The sequence below is a fragment of the Sphingobium sp. genome (assembly GCF_036170395.1).
Classification (GTDB): domain Bacteria; phylum Pseudomonadota; class Alphaproteobacteria; order Sphingomonadales; family Sphingomonadaceae; genus Sphingobium.
Window position 1 is genome coordinate 77047 of sequence record NZ_JAVHPD010000059.1, and the last position, 17351, is coordinate 94397.

Consider the following 17351-nt stretch of genomic DNA (forward strand, 5'->3'; position numbering starts at 1 on the left):
TTTTGGCAAGTTGATCCAATATTTCACTGAAGGAATAATAGGACGCTGCGGCTCATCAACGATTCTTCATGGCGCAGTTCCGCGTCAGGATCGGCCGGCAAAAGAGGCAAGCGTCAGCCATGTTGTGCACATTGGGCTTTCATCGCGCGGATCAGGCCGTCGCCTGGAATGGCGGCATCGGCTTTGCGCGCTGCCGCGACTGCGCGACCGACCTCGTGCAACGGCCGGGCGCGCGCTGGCGAGCGGTGCCGCGCGGCTATGCCGTGGTCTGGCGCCCGGCCGTACCGGTCACGGCGCCTGCCGCCCGCCTCGCCCCGCCCGCCGGCGCGCCCGCCTCACGCGATTATCGTCACCTCGTTCGCCGCCTCGCCGCACAGGGCAGCCCGCGCATCCTCCTCCTCAGCGCCGAAAGTTTGCTCTCGGTCGCCAACGACACGCTGCTGCTGCTCGCGGCCATGCTCCAGGACGAGCTGCGCGGCCGGCTGCTCCTGATCGACGCGACGCTGGCGGAGGACGGGATCAGCGCCTCGCTCGGCGCGGCTGGCGCGGCGGGCCTGTCCGACATTGCGGGCGACGATCCATGGCTCGCGGTCGAGCGGATGCGGATGCTGGCCCGTCCCGACCTCTATCTCCTGCCCGCCGGGCGCCATCCCGCCAGCGGCGCGCCGGATCGGCTCGCGGCGATGCTGCCCTTCCTCGCCCGCCATTTCGACCATCTGCTGATCCAGCAGCGTTCGATCGCCGCCGACACGCGCAACCTCGCGCTCGCGACGCGCGCCGACTGCGTGGTTCTGGTGGCGGAAGAAGGCCGCACCCCCATGGCCCGACTCCACGCAGCCAGCGCCCTCTATGCGTCAAACGGCATCGCGCCTGCCGGAGTCATCCTGGCTGCCAGCGACCCGCGCCATGGCGTCTGACGCGCTGCCCTCCCGCATGATCCTGCCGCTCGCGCTCGCCGCCGCGCTGCCCGCCGCCCTGATCGTCGCCGGCGGAACCGCCGCCCGCGCGCCGCTTGCGCTCGCGGGGACAGCGCTGCTCGGCGGTGCGCTCTGGGCCAGTGGCAACCCGCGCCTCGCCTGCCTCTGGGGTATCGGCCTCACCGCGCCGCTGGCGCTCGCCAAGCGCTTCTTGCCCGTGCCGCACATGGGCGGCGCAGGGGCCTATGCGATCGAGGCGGTGGACATCTTCCTCGTCGCGCTCGCTTTGTTCCAGCTCCGCGACGGCATCCGCTTGAGGCTCCCTCCCCCCGCGCTCTGCTGGGCAGGCACGATCCTGCTCGGTCTGCTGGGCGCGCTTACAGGCCCCTATCGCCAGCTTGCCCTGCTCGAAGCGGCGCAGATGACCAAATCGCTCTTCCTCTTCCTCATCCTCGCCGCCGAACTGGTGCGCGTCCCCCGCTTCCTCCATCTGTTCGCCTCGCTCTGCTGCGGCCTGCTGCTCCAGGCGGCGGTCGGCATCGCCCAATATGCGAAGAAGGGCGATATCGGCCTCCAGATGCTCGGCGAAGCGACGATGACCACGCTCGATTACGCCAACCGCGCCACCTATATGGATGGCGGCGCGACCTTCCGTATCGGCGGCCTGCTGGGGCACCCCAATATCCTCGCCGGCTTCCTCGCGATGCTGGGCCCGCTGCTGCTCGCGATGCTGATGACCCGGCTGACGCTCCCGGCGAAGGCGGCAATTGGCATTGTGCTTGGCCTCGCCCTGCTGGCGCTGCTCCTCACCCTGTCACGCTCGGGCTGGCTGGCCTTCGCGCTCGCTGTTCCGATCGTCATCGCGCTAATGCTGCGCGATCGCCGCACCCGCCGCCGCGCGCTTGCCGTCACAGCGCTCGCCGGCACGATCGGCGTCCTCGCCGCGCTCGCCGCCGCCCCCGCCATCGTCCGCCGCTTCACCCGCAGCGATCCCGGCGCGGTCGACTTCCGCTGGGAATGGATGGGCGTGGCCTGGGACATGGTGCGCGATCATCCGCTCACCGGCGTCGGCCTCAACAGCTTCGTCTTCCACCTCCCCGGCCGCACCCAGCATGGCGGGGCGGAGGGGCTGACGCGCAGCTTCGGCGCGAACTGGCCCGTCGTCCACGACATCTATCTGCTGATCTGGGCGGAGCAGGGCACGCTCGGCGTCGCCCTCTTCCTCCTCATGCTGGCGCTTCTGCTCCGCACCGGCTGGCGTAACGCCCGCGCCGGCATTGATCCGATGCTCCACGCGCTCAACGCCGGCGCGCTCGCCGGCCTCTGCGCCAATATGGTGGACGGCTTGGGCAGCTTCTTCCTGCGCCAGATGCCCGCCGGCCGCACCTTCTGGATCCTGGCCGCGATCATCGTCGCCGTCGATCGCTGCCGGCGGAGACAGGCTGTATGAACCAGCTGCTCCGCAACGGCGTCAGCCTCATCGCCGGCCGCATCCTCCTGTCCGCCGCGCGGATGCTCGCCGCGCTCGCCGTCGCCCGCCTCGCCGGGGCGGAGAGTTTCGGCGCCTATGCCTTCCTTCTCAGCCTCATGGGCCTTGCCGAATGGCTGGTCGATTTCGGCCAGACCGACATCGCCGTCCGCGACATAGCCCGCCGCCCCCACCGCCGCGCCGCGACCCTCGCCGCGCTCGCCCGCGCCAAACGCTGGCAGGGCGCCGCCGCCGCGCTGGCCCTGCCGCTGCTGCTGATCGCGAGCGGGCAGGGGGCCATAGCGCTCGCCGCCTGCGCGGGCAGCGTCGCCATCCTCGCCATCGCCGCGCTCCAGCCGGCGCGCGTGACGCTCCGCTTCGCGCTGCGGATGGACCGCGACATCGGCGCGGAGCTTGCCGGCGTCGCGCTGATGCTCCCGCTGCTCCTCCTCGCCAGCCTCGCCCGCGCCCCGCTCCCCCTGTTGATCGCCAGCCTCGCCGCCGGCCGCCTGCTGCAAGCCGCGCTGACGATCCGCTGGGCCGGTCCCCTCGGCCCACCAGCCTCGCGCCGCATCACGGCCTTCAGCCTCGCCCGCCGCGCCGCACCCCTGGGAGTCGCCGGCCTGCTCGTCCTCCTCTACGACGCGCTTGCGCCGCTGCTGCTCGCTCGCCTGACCGACTGGCGCGCGGTCGCCCTCTTCGCCGCCGCCACCCGTTTCACCAGCCCGGCGCTGGTCGCGATCCAGGCGCTGAACGGCGCCTTCTTCCCTATCCTCTCGGGCCAGTGGCGGCGCGATCCCGCCGCCTTCGCCGCTACGCAGCAGGACGCGCTGTTCCTCGCCATGGCGCTCGCCGCCCCGCTCTTCGCCGGGCTGCATGTCGCGGCCGACGCGATCATGCGCCTGCTCGGCCCCGATTTCGCCGCCGCCGCGCCGCTGCTCCGGCTCATGGCCTGGGTGCTGCTCGCCCGCGCCGTCACCACCGCCATGTCGCCGCTGATCCTCATCGCCGGGCGGCAGGGCAGGGCGATGCGCCTGACCCTCGCGGCGCTCGGCGCACAGCTCTCCGCGCTGCTCCTGCTCGTCCCCCGCTTCGGCGGACTGGGCGCGGCGATCGGCTACCTCGCGATCGAACTCACCCTCGGCACCGTTGCGGTGTCGGCCCTGGCGCAGTCCAGCACCGGCGTCCGCCTCGACTGGCGGCCGGTCGCGGGCGTTGCCGCAGCCGCCATCCTAATCGCGCTGCTGATCGGCGCGACCCCGCTCGGCGGCACGCTCACCGGCGGCGCACTCGCCGGCCTGCTGACCGTCGCAGTTACGTTCGCCCTCGGCCACCGCCGCCTCGCTGCCCTGCGCCTACAGGAGCGCCCCGCATGACCGTCCCCCGCATTGCGATCGCCTGCCCTGGCGTCGGCCTCGTCCAGCGCGGCTTCGAGCGGCTGTTCCGCGACCTGTTCGACGAGATGCGCGACGACTTCGCCATGACCCTGTTCAAGGGCGGCGGACCAAAAGCGCCCGACGAGATCATCCTCCCCTTCCTCGCGCGCGGCGGCCGGGCGATCCGCTACCTGCCGCTCCACCGCCTGATCGGCCGCACCCCGATGCACGCCGAATGCCTGACCTTCGCGCTCGCGCTGCTGCCGCATCTGATCGCCGGCCGATACGACATCGTCCATGTCATAGACCCCCCGCTCGCGCGCCTGCTCTTCCACCTGCGCCGCCTGCTGCGGTTGCGCTTCCGCCTCCTCTATACCGAGGGGACGGCGATGCCGCCCGGCGACTATCCCCCCTGCGACCGGCTGCACCAGATGTCGGCGGCGACGCTGAACGACGCGGTGGCGCACGGCCATGACCCTCGCGCGATGGCCCTCATCCCCTGCGGCTACCGCCCTGATCGCTTCGTCCCCAGCGCCGACCGCGCCACCCTGCGCGCCCGCCACGGCATCGCCCCCGACCGCTTCGTCATCCTCTGCGTCGCCGCGCTCAACCGCGCGCACAAGCGCACCCATCATCTCATCGACGAAGTCGCCGCCATGCCGGGCGAGCCGCTGCTCTGGCTGGACGGCAGCCTCGACCATGGCGACCCGGACCTGCCCGCCTACGCCCGCGCGCGGCTGGGAGACAATGTCCGCGTCACCCATGTGCCGAGCAGCGAAGTAGCCGATCTCTTCGCCCTTGCCGACGTCATGCCGCACGCCGCCACCTTCGAGGCATTCGGCATCGCGATCGTGGAAGCCGCCGCCGCCGGCCTCCCCATCCTCACGCACGACGCCCCGCATTTCCGCTGGCTGCTGCCCAATCCCGCCTGCTGGATCGACATGATGGCGCCCGGCGCGCTCGCCGCCGCCCTCACCCGCCTGCGGCTCGACCCCACTGAACGCAGCGCCCGGCTCATGCAGGGCTATGCCCGCACCACCTACGCCTGGCCCGCCCTGCGCCCCGCCTGGGCCGCCCTCTACCGGAGCATGATGCCATGACCGCCCGCCTCGCCATCGTCATCGTCAACTGGAATGTCCGCGACCTGCTGCGCGATTGCCTCGCCGCCGTCGCCGCCAGCAACGGCCTGCCCGACGCAGCGGTCGACACCATCGTCATCGACAACGCCTCGCATGACGGCAGCGCCGCCATGGTTGCCCAGGACTTCCCCTGGGTCCGCCTCATCGAAAGCGGCGCGAACCTCGGCTTTGCGCGCGGCTGCCAGCTTGGCTACGAGGCGACCGACGCCCCAATCGTCATGCTGCTCAACCCGGACACGGTCGTTGATCCCGACGCCGTCGCTTCGATGCTCGCTACGATCGAGGAAGACCCCATGATCGGCATCCTCGGCTCGCGCCTCCGCAACAGCGACGGCAGCTTCCAGCGCGCGTCGGGCGGCGCTTTCCCCACCCTCGCCAACCTCGCCTGCAACTATCTCTTCATCGGCCGCCTGCTGCCCCGCCGCTGGCGACCCCCCGCCGTCTATCTGGACGACGACCCGCCCGGCGTCCGCCCCATCGACTGGGTCTCGGGCGCATCGCTCACCTTCCGCCGCGCGGCTGTCGGCCCCACCGTCTTCCATCCCGCCTTCTTCATGTTCGGAGAGGATATGGAACTGTGCCACCGCGTCGCGAAAGCCGGCTGGCGCGTCCGCTATTCCGCGCGGCAGAGCATCACCCACCATCACGGCCAGAGCTTCGCCCGCGTGTCCTCGATGGACGTGCTCGCCAGCGTCTATAAAGGCCCGCGCTTCTTCTTCCGCCAGGGCAGGGGGCCGTTCGCTCGCGCCGCCTATGATGCGATCCTCTTTACCGGCTATGCCGCGCGCTGGGCCGCCTTCAGCCTGCTCGGCGCGCTCCGCCGCAACCCCGACCATCGCGCCATGGCGCGCTTTTCCCGCCGCTATCTCGGCGTGATGGCGGCCACCATTTTCCACCGACAGGAGGCAAGGCCATGAACAAGGGCGTCAAGAAGATACTCGTGACCGGCGGGGCGGGGTTCCTCGGCTCGCATCTGTGCGACCGGCTGGTCGCCGCCGGGCATGACGTGCTGTGCGTCGACAATCTCTTCACCGGATCGCGCAGCAACCTCACCCAATTGCTCGACCGGCGCAATTTCGAGTTCATGCGCCATGACGTGACGGTGCCGCTCTATGTCGAGGTGGACGAAATCTACAATCTCGCCTGCCCGGCATCCCCGCTGCAATATCGCATCAACCCGGTGCAGACGACCAAGACCAGCGTCCATGGCGCGATCAACATGCTGGGCCTCGCCAAGCGCACCGGCGCGAAGATCCTCCAGGCGTCGACCAGCGAAGTCTATGGCGACCCTTCCGTCCACCCCCAGCCGGAGGAGTATTGGGGCCATGTCAATCCCATCGGCCCGCGCGCCTGCTATGACGAGGGCAAACGCTGCGCCGAAACCCTGTTCTTCGACTATCACCGCCAGGGGCAGGTGAAGATCAAGGTCGCGCGCATCTTCAATAGCTACGGCCCGCGCATGGACCCGGCGGACGGCCGCGTCGTCTCCAACTTCATCTGCCAGGCGCTGACCGGCCAGCCCATCACCCTCTACGGCGACGGCGCGCAGACCCGCTCCTTCTGCTATGTCGACGATCTGGTCGACGGCCTCATCCGCCTGATGGACAGCCCCGACGCCATCACCGGCCCGATCAACATCGGCAATCCGGGGGAATTCACCATCCGCGAACTCGCTGAAACCGTGCTGGACCTCACCGGCTCCCGCTCCCCCCTCATCTGTAAACCCCTCCCCGCCGACGACCCGCGCCAGCGCCGCCCGGACATCGCCCGCGCGCAGGCGGACCTTGGCTGGAGCCCGAAAATCCCTTTGCGTGAAGGGCTTGCCCGCACCATCGCCCATTTCGACGATCTGCTCGGCGGCCCGACCGCCGCTTTCCCCCTGCTTCAGGGCGACCTGCTGCTCCCGCCGCCGCACCCGTCCGCGGCGCGGCAGCTCGGTTGGTGAGAAGGCTTCCTTGCTATTGCAAATGACTTGCAGAATCGCATTTGTCTGACTAGGGAGCGGGAAACCGAACAGGGGAACCCGCTCTCTCATGCCTGCCTTGCTGACCATCGTCGCCGCCACTGCCGCCGCTGTCCCCGCCGCCGAAGCCCCTGCCGCGCCTGCCGATACCGAGATCATCGTCACCGGCGAGCGGACCGAGGGGCAGGATGATTATGCGGTCAAGAAACAGACGACGACGATGCGCTTCCCGCTGTCGCAGCGCGAAACGCCCCAGTCGGTCAGCGTCGTCACCCGCGCCCAGATCCAGGATTTCCAGCTCAACGACATCAACGACCTGCTCAAGACCGTGCCGGGCGTTCAGGTGCAGGCGCAGGAAACCGACCGCATCTATTATTCGGCGCGCGGCTTCGACATCCAGACCTTCCAGATCGACGGCATCGGCCTGCCCTTCGCGTTTGAAGTACAAACGGGCTCCATCGACACCGCCATCTACGACCATATCGACGTGGTGCGCGGCGCGCCGGGGCTGCTCTCCTCCACCGGCAACCCGTCCGCCGTCGTCAACTTCATCCGCAAGCGCCCGACAAAAACCTTCCAGGCGAGCGGCAGCGCGCAATATGGCTCCTACGACCATCTGCGCCTCGACGCCGACGTCAGCGTGCCCTTGACCTCGGACGGCAGCATCCGCGCCCGCGCGGTCGGCGCCTATCTCGACGAGGACAGCTATCTCGATCGCTACGGCCTGCGCCGCTGGACCGGCTACGGCATCGTAGAGGCCGATCTCGGCCCGCAGACCACCGTCACACTCGGCTACGGCCATCAGGATCATCAGAGCCGCGGCGCGACCTGGGGCGCGCTCCCGCTCTATTATACCGACGGCACCCGCATCGACCTGCCGCGCTCGGCCAACAGCGGTCCCGATTGGGCCGGCTGGAACGTGATCGACCGCCAGATTTTCGGCGATATCGTCCATCATTTCAACGACGACTGGCATGCCAAGCTCACCGTCGTCCGCCGCTCCGTCAGCGAGGACGATCGCCTCTTCTACGTCTATGGCAACCCCAGCGCCGCCTTTGCCGACGGCATCGACCCGGCCCTGAGCGCCACCGGCGGCAATATCCGCAGCTATCCGGGCGCCTTCCGGGCGGAAACCCGCAACCTCACCATCGACGCCTATGTCGCGGGCAAGGTCGCGCTGTTCGGCCGCGACCATGATGTGATGGTCGGCGTCAACCGCAGCGCCCAGCGCTATGTGCAGACATCGGGCTATGATTATGGCGCGATCGGCCTCGAACTCTCGATCGACGACGTGCTGAGCGGCACCACGCCGGAACCGAACTTCCCGACCGTCTTCAACACCAGCGTCGCGGAAAGCGGCGACCGCACCACCAAGCGCGAAACCGGCTACGGCCTCATCCGCCTGAGCCTTGCCGATCGCTTCAAGCTGATGCTCGGCGGTAACCTCACCCACGCCACCAGCGAGGGTTTCTCCTATGGCGCCAACATGGCCTATGACTGGACGCGCTTCCTGCCCTTCGTCGGCGCGACGCTCGACCTCACCGACAGCATCAGCGCCTATGCGAGCTTCGCCACCATCTTCAATCCCCAGACCCAGACGACCGCCAACCGCGAACTGATCGACCCGATCAAGGGCGACAATATCGAGGCGGGCTTCAAGGGCGAATGGATGGGCGGCCGCCTCAACGCCAGCCTCGCCATCTTCCAGGCGCGCCAGAAGAACACCGCCGAAGCCGCCGGCTTCGACGCCACGATCGGCCAGACCATCTATCGCGGCGTCGACGCCAAGTCGCAGGGCATAGAATTCGAATTCGCCGGCCTGCTCGCGCCGGGGCTTCAGGCGACCGGCGGCTACACCATCATGCGCGTGCGCGGAGAGAATGACGAGCCGGTCCGCACCTTCGTCCCCCGCCAGCTCGGCCGCCTCACCCTCACTTATTCGCCGCCCGCGCTCCCGGCGCTCAAGGTCGGCGCGGCGGTGCAATATCAAAGCAAAATCTATCTCGAACCCGGCACCGTCTCTGTCACCACCGGCGCGCCGATCCGCATCACCCAGCCGCGCTATGCCCTGCTCGACCTGCTCGCCAGCTACAAGCTGACCGACAATCTCCAGATCAGCGCCAACCTCAAGAATGTGACCAACGCCAAATATCTGACCGCGCTCAATTATGACCAGGGCTATTATGGCGCGCCGCGCACCATCCTCGGCACGATCAGCCTGAAATATTGACCGGGGGAGGGGAGAGGATGACCGCCAATTCGCGCCGCTGGATACGCATCGCCTTCGCCGGGCCGGGCGCGGTGCTGATCGCGCTCGTCGTGATGGCGGGCATGGCGCTGTGGCTGCCCGGCGGCGCGGCGGGCATCGACAATCTCGTGCTGCCGCTCATCCTCGCGCCGCTCCTCTGGGCCGGCCTCTTCTTCCACGCCTGCCTCGACCGCAGCCTCGCGCGGGTGGCGATCATTGCCTTGGGGCTGCTGCTGGTCCATTCTGCCCTTATCGCCCACAAATTTCTCGATAAAAGCGCAGCGTCCACGGAGGCCCATCGATGATCCACCTGCCCAAGGCTGAGACCAAGGCGATGGTCGCCGTCCATGGCTGGTCGGGCATCCTGCTCGGCCTGCTTCTCTATGCCGTCGTGCTGACCGGCACCGCCGCTGTCTTCGCCGAGGAGATCGGCGCATGGTCCGCCGGCCATGTCGCCACGCAATCCGCCTTCGAGCGTCCCATGGCCGACACGCTGCGCCGGCTGGGCGACGAGACACCCGCCCAATATCGCGAAGCCGTCGACCTGTTCGAGACCGGCGACCATGATCTTGGCCTGTTCTTCCACCGGCATGAAATGGATGGCGGCGAACTCATCAGTCGCGGGCTGTTCTATGTCGTGGGGCAGGACGGCCGCGTCATCCACCGCCAGGCCGGCACCAATGAGGATGTCTATGGCGCGCGCAACGACAATGCCTTGAGCGCCTTTCTGGTCGACACCCATGTCCGGCTCCATGTCCCCAATCCCTGGGGCCTGCTGCTGACCGGCATTCTCGGCCTCTCGATGCTGGTCGCGGCAATCTCGGGTCTGCTGATCCACCGCCACCTGTTCAAGGACATCTTCACCCTGCGCCGATCGGGCAGCGCCGTGCTGGCGAACCGGGACGCCCACAGCGTCGCCGGCACATGGAGCCTGCCCTTCGCCTTCGTCCTTGCCTTCACCGGCAGTTTCTTTTCCTTCTTCGGCACGGTTGGGATGCCGGTCGTCGCGATGGCCGCGTTCGGCGGCAATGTGCAGGCGCTGACCGAGGCGGTCTATGGCAATCCCGGCCGGCCCGATCCCCGGCCCGCTACGATCGGCAATATGGACCGGATCAACGCCGACGCCATCGCCCGCGCCGGCGCGATCCCGACCTTCGTCACGATCGAGAATGTCGGCCGCGCCGACGCGAAGGTCACCACCTACCACCCGCCAAAGACCGCCGCCATCGCCCCCATGTCGCTGCTTTACGATGGCGCGACCGCCGCCTTCCTTCAGGAAAAGCCGCTGATCGGGCCGAAGCCGTCCGCCGGCGGCACCCTTGCCGCGATCATGTCGCCGCTCCATTTCGGCAATTTCGCGGGATTGCTGTCGAAGGCGATCTGGTTCGGACTGGGTTTCGCCATGTGCTACGTCACCTATACCGGCATCCGCCTCTGGCTCGTCCGGCGGGAAGGGGGCGTGCGCTCCTTCGCCTGGTTGGAGCGGACCAACATGGTCGTGGGCCTCGGCCTCCCCTTCGCGCTCGCCGCCGCCGCCGCCGCCTTCCTTCTCGCCATGCCCTTGGGCAGCGCGACCTGGTGGACTCCGGCGGGCTTCCTCGTCGGCGCGGCGCTTGCCGTCGGGGCAGGGGCCATCGCCCCGGACGCCGCGCGTCTCGGCACATGGTTGCGCGGCGCGACCGGCGCGCTGCTCCTGCTGCTGCCGCCTATGCGCCTCCTCACCGGCGGGCCGGGCTGGAGCACCGCGTTCGCCGCCGGCCAGTCGATCATCGTCACCCTCGATGTCGCCTTCCTGCTCGCGGGCGGCTGGATGCTCTGGCAGCTGCGCGGCACGGCACGCACCCCCCGTCCGTCGCTCGCGCTGCAACCGGCCGAATGATGCTCACGCTCGTCGCCATCCTCGCCTCCGCTGGCCTTATCCTGCTTCTCGGCCTCGGCGACCCCAAGCGCCGCCGCGCTGCTGGGCAAGGGGAGGGGCATGGGGCCTCCCTGCGCCGGCTGCTCGCGGTCGCCGCCCTGCTCCCCGGCCTTGCCTTCCTCCTCTATGGCGACGCCGCCGCCTTCCTCCTCTGGCTGGGCGGCACGGCGGTCGCCGGCTGGGGCATTTCCGCGGCCCTCCCGGCGGCTCCTACAAAAGTGCGATAATCTAAATTATGTTAAATCTTTGACCTCGCAAACCGCGATTCGGCTGTCCCACTCGCTGTTCGCTTTAGAAGTCTGAACGCCGATCCGCGACCACCGCATCGATGAAATCCATGACCGCCCTAACCCTCGGCAGCCGCTGCATATCGGCATGGACTGCCAGCCAGTAGCTGCGCTGTATCTCGACCTCGGGCAGCAGCCGCACCAGCGCCGGATCGCCCTCCGCTGCGAACAGGTGCAGCACTCCCAGCCCGAAACCCCCCGCCACCGCCGCATGTTGCGCCGCGATCGAGGTGGACCGGAATACCGGCGTCGCATCGGCGGACACTTCCGACAGGAAACGCAATTCGGGAATGTCGATCCGCGCGTCGATATACCAGGCGAAAGGATGGTCGGACAGACGATCGGCCGTCACCGGACCCTGCGCGTCCAGATAGGCGCGAGAGGCATAGAGCCCCAGCCGATAGTCGATCAGGTGCCGCGCCACCACCGGGCCACTGGCCGGCCGGTTCAGCAGCACCGCCACGTCCGCGTCCCGGTTCGCCAGGCTCACCATCCGCGATTCGGGCGCGAGTTCCAGCCGCAGCTCCGGGTGCGCCCGGTGCAGCCGGTGAATCTGCGGCGCGACCAGATAGGTGCCGAACGCCTCGGGCGTCGCCAGCCGCACCGCCCCCGTCACCCGCGCGTCGCCGCCGCCCAGCGTCTCGGTCGCGGCGGCCATCTCGCCCTCGATCCGCTCGGCATGGTCGAGCAGCTTCTGCCCCGCCTCGGTCAGCTGCACCCCGCGCGGCCCCCGGTCGAACAGCCGGCTTCCCACCGCCGCCTCCAGATTGCTGAGCCGCCGCGCCACGGTGCTATGGTCGAGGCCCAGCCGCCGCCCCGCACCGGCCAGCCGCGCCGTCCGCGCTACGGCAAGAAAAAGGCGGACATCATCCCAGTTCAGCGCCGACATATATGCACAGCCCTATCGGCAATTTCCTATGTTCCTGTGGCAATTTGCATGGACTAAACCGCCACTCAGCACAAGCATCACGCCACAGGAGAGCCGCCATGCGTTTGATAAGCCACTTCATCGACGGGGAAGCCGTCTCGCAGCCCGACCGCCTGGGCGACGTCTTCGCCCCCTCCATCGGCCAGGTGCAGGCGCAGGTCGAACTCGCCGACATCGCCATGCTGGAGCGCGCCATTGCCAGCGCCAAGGCGGCGCAGCCCGAATGGGCCGCCACCAACCCGCAGCGCCGCGCCCGCGTCATGTTCGCCTATAAGGCGCTGATCGAAGATCATATGAACGAGCTGGCCGAACTGCTCGCCTCCGAACATGGCAAGGTCGTGTCGGACGCGAAGGGCGACATCCAGCGCGGCCTCGAAGTCGTCGAGTTCGCCTGCGGCATCCCCCATCTCCTCAAGGGCGAATATACCCAGGGCGCCGGCCCCGGCATCGACGTCTACTCGATGCGCCAGCCGCTCGGCATCGCTGCGGGCATCACCCCGTTCAACTTCCCGGCGATGATCCCGCTCTGGATGTCCTCGGTCGCGATCGCCTGCGGCAACGCCTTCATCCTCAAGCCCTCGGAGCGCGATCCCTCGGTACCCGTCCGCCTCGCCGAACTGATGATCGAGGCGGGCCTGCCCAAGGGCATCCTCAACGTCGTCCATGGCGACAAGCTGATCGTGGACGCGATCTGCGACCACCCGGATATCAAGGCGGTCAGCTTCGTCGGCTCGTCCGACATCGCCAACTATGTCTATCAGCGCGCCGCCGCCGCCGGCAAGCGCGCCCAGTGCATGGGCGGGGCCAAGAATCACGGCATCGTCCTGCCCGACGCCGATCTCGACCAGACCGTCGCCGACCTGCTCGGCGCGGCCTATGGCTCGGCGGGCGAACGCTGCATGGCGCTCCCCGTCGTGGTCCCGGTCGGCGAGAAGACAGCCGAAGCGCTGCGCGCCAAGATCGTCGATGGCATCGAAACGCTTAAAGTGGGCATCTCGACCGACGCCGAGGCCCATTATGGCCCGGTCGTCAGCGCCCAGCACAAGGCGCGGATCGAAAACTACATCCAGATGGCGGTGGACGAGGGATCGGAACTGGTGGTCGACGGCCGGGGCTTCTCGCTCCAGGGCTATGAGGAAGGCTATTTCCTCGCCCCCACCTTCCTCGACCGGGTGACGCCCGCCATGCAGAGCTATCAGGACGAAATCTTCGGCCCGGTGCTCCAGATGGTCCGCACCGACACGTTCGAGGAAGCGGTCGGCCTCGCCACCCGCCACCAATATGGCAATGGCGTCGCGCTCTTCACCCGCAACGGCGACGCCGCCCGCCGCTTCGCCAGCGAAGTCGAAGTCGGCATGGTCGGCATCAACGTGCCGATCCCGGTGCCGGTCGCCTATCACAGCTTCGGCGGCTGGAAACGCTCGGGCTTCGGCGACATGGACCAATATGGCATGGACGGCGTGCGCTTCTACACCCGCACCAAGAAGGTGACCCAGCGCTGGCCGAGCGGCGGGTCGGTGATCGACCAGAGCTTCATCATCCCGACGATGAAATAAACCGGGGCAGGGGCCGGGACGCTCAGCCGTCCCGGCCTTACCCCTTCATGTCGATGGTGGCGATCAAGCCGCCGTCGTCGGCGTTCCGCAGCCTCACCGACGCCTCGAAACTCATCGCCAGCGACCGTGCGATGGTGAGGCCGATGCCGGTGCCGTGCCGCCCGCCCGGCTGCCCGCCCCGGCCGCGCGTGAAGGGCTCGAACATCTGGTCGAGCTGGTCGGCGGGAATGCCCTCGCCATGGTCGCGCACCTGGATCATCAGCCGGCCATTGCCCCGCGCGCAGCTGATCTCCGCCCCGCCGCCATATTTGACGGCATTGTCCACGAGGTTGCCGATGCAGCGGCTCAGCGCATTGGGCTTGACCCGCACCGTGCCCCCGCAGCCGCTGACGAAGCGCACTGGCTGGCCCAGTTCCTGCGCGTCCTCGGCCATGCTGGCGAGCAGCGAGTCAATGTCGAGCAGCGACCATTCTTCCCGCGCCTCGGTGCTGCTGGCCAGGTCCAGCCCCTCGCGCACCAGAGTCTGCATCGCCTGATGATCGGCCAGCAGCCGCTCGCGCAATTCGCCATTCTCGACCAGCTCCAGCCGCAGCCGCAACCGGGTGAGCGGCGTCTGGAGATCATGGCTGATCGCCGCGAGCAGCTGCGTCCGCTCGGCAAAGCCCGCCCGCGCCCGCCGCTGCATCAGGTTGAAGGTGGAAAGCGCCGCGCGCACCTCTTCCGGCCCGGTTTCGGGTATCTCCTCGGGGTCGAGCGAGAGCGAAAAGGCTTCCGCCGCCCGTTCCAGCCGGCGCAGCGGCTTCGACACGAAGCGCGCGACCAATATGGCGAGCCCCGCCGACGCCATGACGATGACGATCAGGTAGAGCGGGTTGAACATGGTGCTCGGCGGCTTGGCGATACGCGGGAAGGTCAGCGCCATGGCGCGCCGCTGCCCGCCCATGTCGGTGAAGCGCACGATCCAGCAATCGGGGCGCGGCGCGTCGATCAGCCCCGCCGCTCGGTTCTTGCGCAGATTTTCCGGCAGGCAAAGCCCCATCGGCACTTGCCCCGCCTCCGCCTGCGATTGCGGCCCGAACCGCTCTTCGAGCGCGTCGATCAGCCCCGCGTCCGGCTCGCTCAGCGCCACGCCTTCGGGCGCGGGATAGGCGCCGACGATATTGTGCGCCGCCATCATCGCTTCGACCCGCTTGGGATCGCGCCGCAGCCGTTCGGCGATGTCGACCGCGCTCGCCACCACCCGCTGCCGCCGCACCCGCTCGAAATCGCGGTGCCGCGCCTGCTCCGCCACCAGCAGCCCGATGATCGCCGCCACCGACATGCCGAGCGTCAGGATCAGGAAAATCTGTCCCGCCATGCTGCGGAAGAAAGCGCGCCCCCGCTGCGCCCAGCGCGCCATCATGAATAGTCCACCCCGCTCGCCAGCACATAGCCTTCGCCCCGCACCGTCAGGATCAGCTCGCCGCCGCCGGGGATTGCCGCCAGCTTCTGCCGCAATCGGCTGACCTGAAGGTCGATCGATCGATCGAACGCCGCCGTCGCCCGCCGCTCAGGCAGCAACGTCTCGCGCGCCAGCACGACATTGGGCTCCTCGATGAAGCGGCTGAGCAGCCGGAATTCAGCCGAGGACAGCATCACCAGCCGCCCGTCGGGCGCGACCAGTCGGCGCTGTTGCAGGTCCAGCCGCCATGGCCCGACATGGGCGTAGCGCGCCGGGCTGCGCCCGCCGCCATTCTCGGCCCGCCCCCGCCGCAGCAGGTTGCGGATGCGCACCAGCAATTCGCGCGGCTCGAACGGCTTGGTCAGATAATCGTCCGCGCCCAGTTCCAGCCCCAGCACCCGGTCGATCGCGCTGCCCCGCGCCGTCACCATGATGATCTGCACCTCGGAGCCTTCGCCCCGCAGTTCGCGGCACAGCGCGAGCCCGTCGCCATCGGGCAGGTTGAGGTCGAGGACGATGAGGTCGACCGGCTCGGCCGCCATCAGCGCCCGCAGCTCGCCGATGCTCGAAGCGCCCAGCAGCCGGTAATTCTGCTGCCGCAGCTGCGCGACGATCAGGTCGCGAATGTCGGCATCGTCATCGACCACCACGATCGTCGCGCCGCCTTTGGGGTTGAAGTCCGGCATCCCTCCTTCCTAACGCCCTCCTGCGGCCGAGTCTGCCCCCGCGCGCGGATGATACAGGCTGATACAGAGCGATACGCACCCGCGACGTAATGACGACAAGTTGCTCTTTTGCGTGACGGGCGAAATGGGGATGAGGGGGCGGTCGGCAGCCCCGCCGACGCCAGCCGGAGCGTCCGCCCTGCGCCTTGCCGCATGGTATCCTCCCCCGAGCCCCCCCTCGCCATGCGGCCGGGACAAGCGAGCGGCGGCGCTCCGACTGGCAAGCCCAAGGATGTGCGTATCGACATGCCCTCGCCCTTTTCCTTCCAGAGTCTTCGGGTCGCGCCGCTGGCTTTTGCTCTTCTGACAAGCGGCTGCGGAGAGAAAAAGCCGCCGCAAAAGGGTGCGGTGGAAGTGGGCGTGGTGACGCTGGCGGCGCAGGATGCGACGGTATCGACCGAACTGCCGGGCCGCACCGTCTCCACCATGATGTCGGAAGTGCGGCCGCAGGTGGCGGGGCTCATCAAGCAGCGCCTCTTCACCGAAGGCGCGATGGTGCGGGCCGGCCAGCCGCTCTACCAGATCGACCCCCGCCTCTATCGCGCCGCGCGGGACGAGGCGCAGGCGGCGCTGATGAGCGCGCAGGCGACCGCCGTCGCTGCCCAGGCCCGCGCGCAGCGTTACCGGAGCCTCGGCGACACCGAGGCCGTCAGCGCGCAGGACCGCGACGATGTCATCGCCACCGCGCGCCAGGCGCAGGCGGCGATCGCGCAGGCGCGCGCCAGCCTCCAGACCAGCAGTGTCAACCTCGATTTCACGCTGGTCCGCGCGCCGATCAGCGGGCGGATCGGCCGCACCCTCTTCACGCCGGGCGCGCTAGTGACGACCAGCCAGGCCGATCCGCTGACGACGATCCAGCAACTCGACCCCATCTATGTCGACATCACCCAGTCGAGCGCCCAGCTGCTCCAGCTGCGCCGCTCGCTCGCGGCGGGCAAGACGCTGCCGGCCAGCGCGACCATTCGCCTCAAGCTGGAGGATGGCACGGATTATCCGATCGAGGGGCAGGTCGAATTCGCCGAGCCGATCGTGGATGTGAACAGCGGCACCGTCACCCTGCGCGCCCGCTTCCCCAATCCCGACGGGCTGCTGCTGCCCGGCATGTTCGTCCGCGTGATCGCGCCCCAGGCGGTCGTGCCGCGCGCCATTCTTGCCCCGCAGCAGGGCATCAGCCGCGACCCCAAGGGCAACGCCACCGCGCTCGTCGTGACAAAGGGCAACAAGGTCGAGCGGCGTACCGTGACAGCGGGGCAGGCGATCGGCGACAAATGGCTCATCACCGCCGGCCTTAAGCCCGGCGACCGGCTGATCGTCGAGGGCACCGACAAGGTGAAGCCCGACGATGTCGTGAAGCCCGTTGCCGTCGCGACCGCGAAATAGGTCGG

At 68.7% G+C, this 17351-nt stretch carries 15 protein-coding genes; 12 read left to right on the plus strand and 3 right to left on the minus strand.

The features are described 5' to 3' along the window. Positions 1-119: 119 nt before the first annotated feature. The 10 genes from V2B31_RS15245 to V2B31_RS15290 all read left to right on the plus strand — a co-directional run bounded on the left by V2B31_RS15245 (position 120) and on the right by V2B31_RS15290 (position 11256). Positions 120-917 carry a hypothetical protein gene (locus V2B31_RS15245; RefSeq protein WP_328280009.1) on the plus strand — a complete coding sequence of 266 codons (798 nt, stop codon included), beginning with the start codon at positions 120-122 and terminating at the stop codon, positions 915-917. After that, positions 907-2367 (plus strand): O-antigen ligase family protein, encoded by a 1461-nt coding sequence (locus V2B31_RS15250; protein ID WP_328280011.1) that lies wholly within the window; start codon positions 907-909, stop codon positions 2365-2367. Before V2B31_RS15245 ends, V2B31_RS15250 begins: the two co-directional genes overlap by 11 nt. After that, entirely contained in the window at positions 2364-3761 is a 1398-nt protein-coding gene (locus V2B31_RS15255) for a lipopolysaccharide biosynthesis protein (RefSeq protein WP_328280013.1), read from the plus strand. Before V2B31_RS15250 ends, V2B31_RS15255 begins: the two co-directional genes overlap by 4 nt. Further along, the gene (locus tag V2B31_RS15260; RefSeq protein ID WP_328280015.1) at positions 3758-4861 is read left to right on the plus strand and encodes a glycosyltransferase family 4 protein; all 1104 of its coding nucleotides are present in this window, start codon (positions 3758-3760) and stop codon (positions 4859-4861) included. Before V2B31_RS15255 ends, V2B31_RS15260 begins: the two co-directional genes overlap by 4 nt. Next, the gene (locus V2B31_RS15265) at positions 4858-5817 is read left to right on the plus strand and encodes a glycosyltransferase family 2 protein (RefSeq protein WP_328280017.1); all 960 of its coding nucleotides are present in this window, start codon (positions 4858-4860) and stop codon (positions 5815-5817) included. The genes V2B31_RS15260 and V2B31_RS15265 overlap by 4 nt, the downstream gene beginning before the upstream one ends. Further along, complete coding sequence (locus V2B31_RS15270) at positions 5814-6845, plus strand: UDP-glucuronic acid decarboxylase family protein (protein ID WP_328280019.1); 1032 nt, start codon at positions 5814-5816, stop codon at positions 6843-6845. The genes V2B31_RS15265 and V2B31_RS15270 overlap by 4 nt, the downstream gene beginning before the upstream one ends. A gap of 88 nt (positions 6846-6933) precedes the next feature. Next, complete coding sequence (locus V2B31_RS15275; protein ID WP_328280021.1) at positions 6934-9093, plus strand: TonB-dependent siderophore receptor; 2160 nt, start codon at positions 6934-6936, stop codon at positions 9091-9093. A 17-nt stretch (positions 9094-9110) separates the two neighbouring features. After that, complete coding sequence (locus tag V2B31_RS15280; RefSeq protein WP_328280023.1) at positions 9111-9416, plus strand: hypothetical protein; 306 nt, start codon at positions 9111-9113, stop codon at positions 9414-9416. After that, positions 9413-10990 carry a PepSY-associated TM helix domain-containing protein gene (locus V2B31_RS15285; protein WP_328280025.1) on the plus strand — a complete coding sequence of 526 codons (1578 nt, stop codon included), beginning with the start codon at positions 9413-9415 and terminating at the stop codon, positions 10988-10990. Before V2B31_RS15280 ends, V2B31_RS15285 begins: the two co-directional genes overlap by 4 nt. Then, a complete protein-coding gene (locus tag V2B31_RS15290) occupies positions 10987-11256 on the plus strand; it encodes a hypothetical protein (RefSeq protein ID WP_328280027.1) in 270 nt (89 codons plus the stop codon). The genes V2B31_RS15285 and V2B31_RS15290 overlap by 4 nt, the downstream gene beginning before the upstream one ends. A 64-nt stretch (positions 11257-11320) precedes the next feature. On the opposite strand, the gene V2B31_RS15295 is transcribed toward V2B31_RS15290, so the two are convergent. Further along, positions 11321-12205 (minus strand): LysR family transcriptional regulator, encoded by an 885-nt coding sequence (locus tag V2B31_RS15295; RefSeq protein WP_328280029.1) that lies wholly within the window; start codon positions 12203-12205, stop codon positions 11321-11323. Between the two features lie 98 nt (positions 12206-12303). On the opposite strand from V2B31_RS15295, the gene V2B31_RS15300 reads away from it, so the two are divergent. Then, positions 12304-13800, plus strand: a complete 1497-nt coding sequence (locus V2B31_RS15300) for a CoA-acylating methylmalonate-semialdehyde dehydrogenase (protein ID WP_328280031.1) — start codon at positions 12304-12306, stop codon at positions 13798-13800. 37 nt (positions 13801-13837) lie between these two features. Here V2B31_RS15300 and V2B31_RS15305 read toward each other — a convergent pair whose 3' ends face one another. Both V2B31_RS15305 and V2B31_RS15310 read right to left on the minus strand, forming a co-directional pair. Next, on the minus strand, positions 13838-15202 hold the full coding sequence (locus V2B31_RS15305; protein ID WP_328280032.1) for an ATP-binding protein: 1365 nt from the start codon (positions 15200-15202) through the stop codon (positions 13838-13840). Further along, positions 15199-15927 (minus strand): response regulator transcription factor, encoded by a 729-nt coding sequence (locus V2B31_RS15310; RefSeq protein WP_328280034.1) that lies wholly within the window; start codon positions 15925-15927, stop codon positions 15199-15201. Before V2B31_RS15310 ends, V2B31_RS15305 begins: the two co-directional genes overlap by 4 nt. A gap of 285 nt (positions 15928-16212) precedes the next feature. Between V2B31_RS15310 and V2B31_RS15315 the strand changes: the two genes are divergently transcribed. After that, positions 16213-17346 carry an efflux RND transporter periplasmic adaptor subunit gene (locus V2B31_RS15315; RefSeq protein ID WP_328280118.1) on the plus strand — a complete coding sequence of 378 codons (1134 nt, stop codon included), beginning with the start codon at positions 16213-16215 and terminating at the stop codon, positions 17344-17346. The last annotated feature ends 5 nt before the right edge of the window (positions 17347-17351 follow it).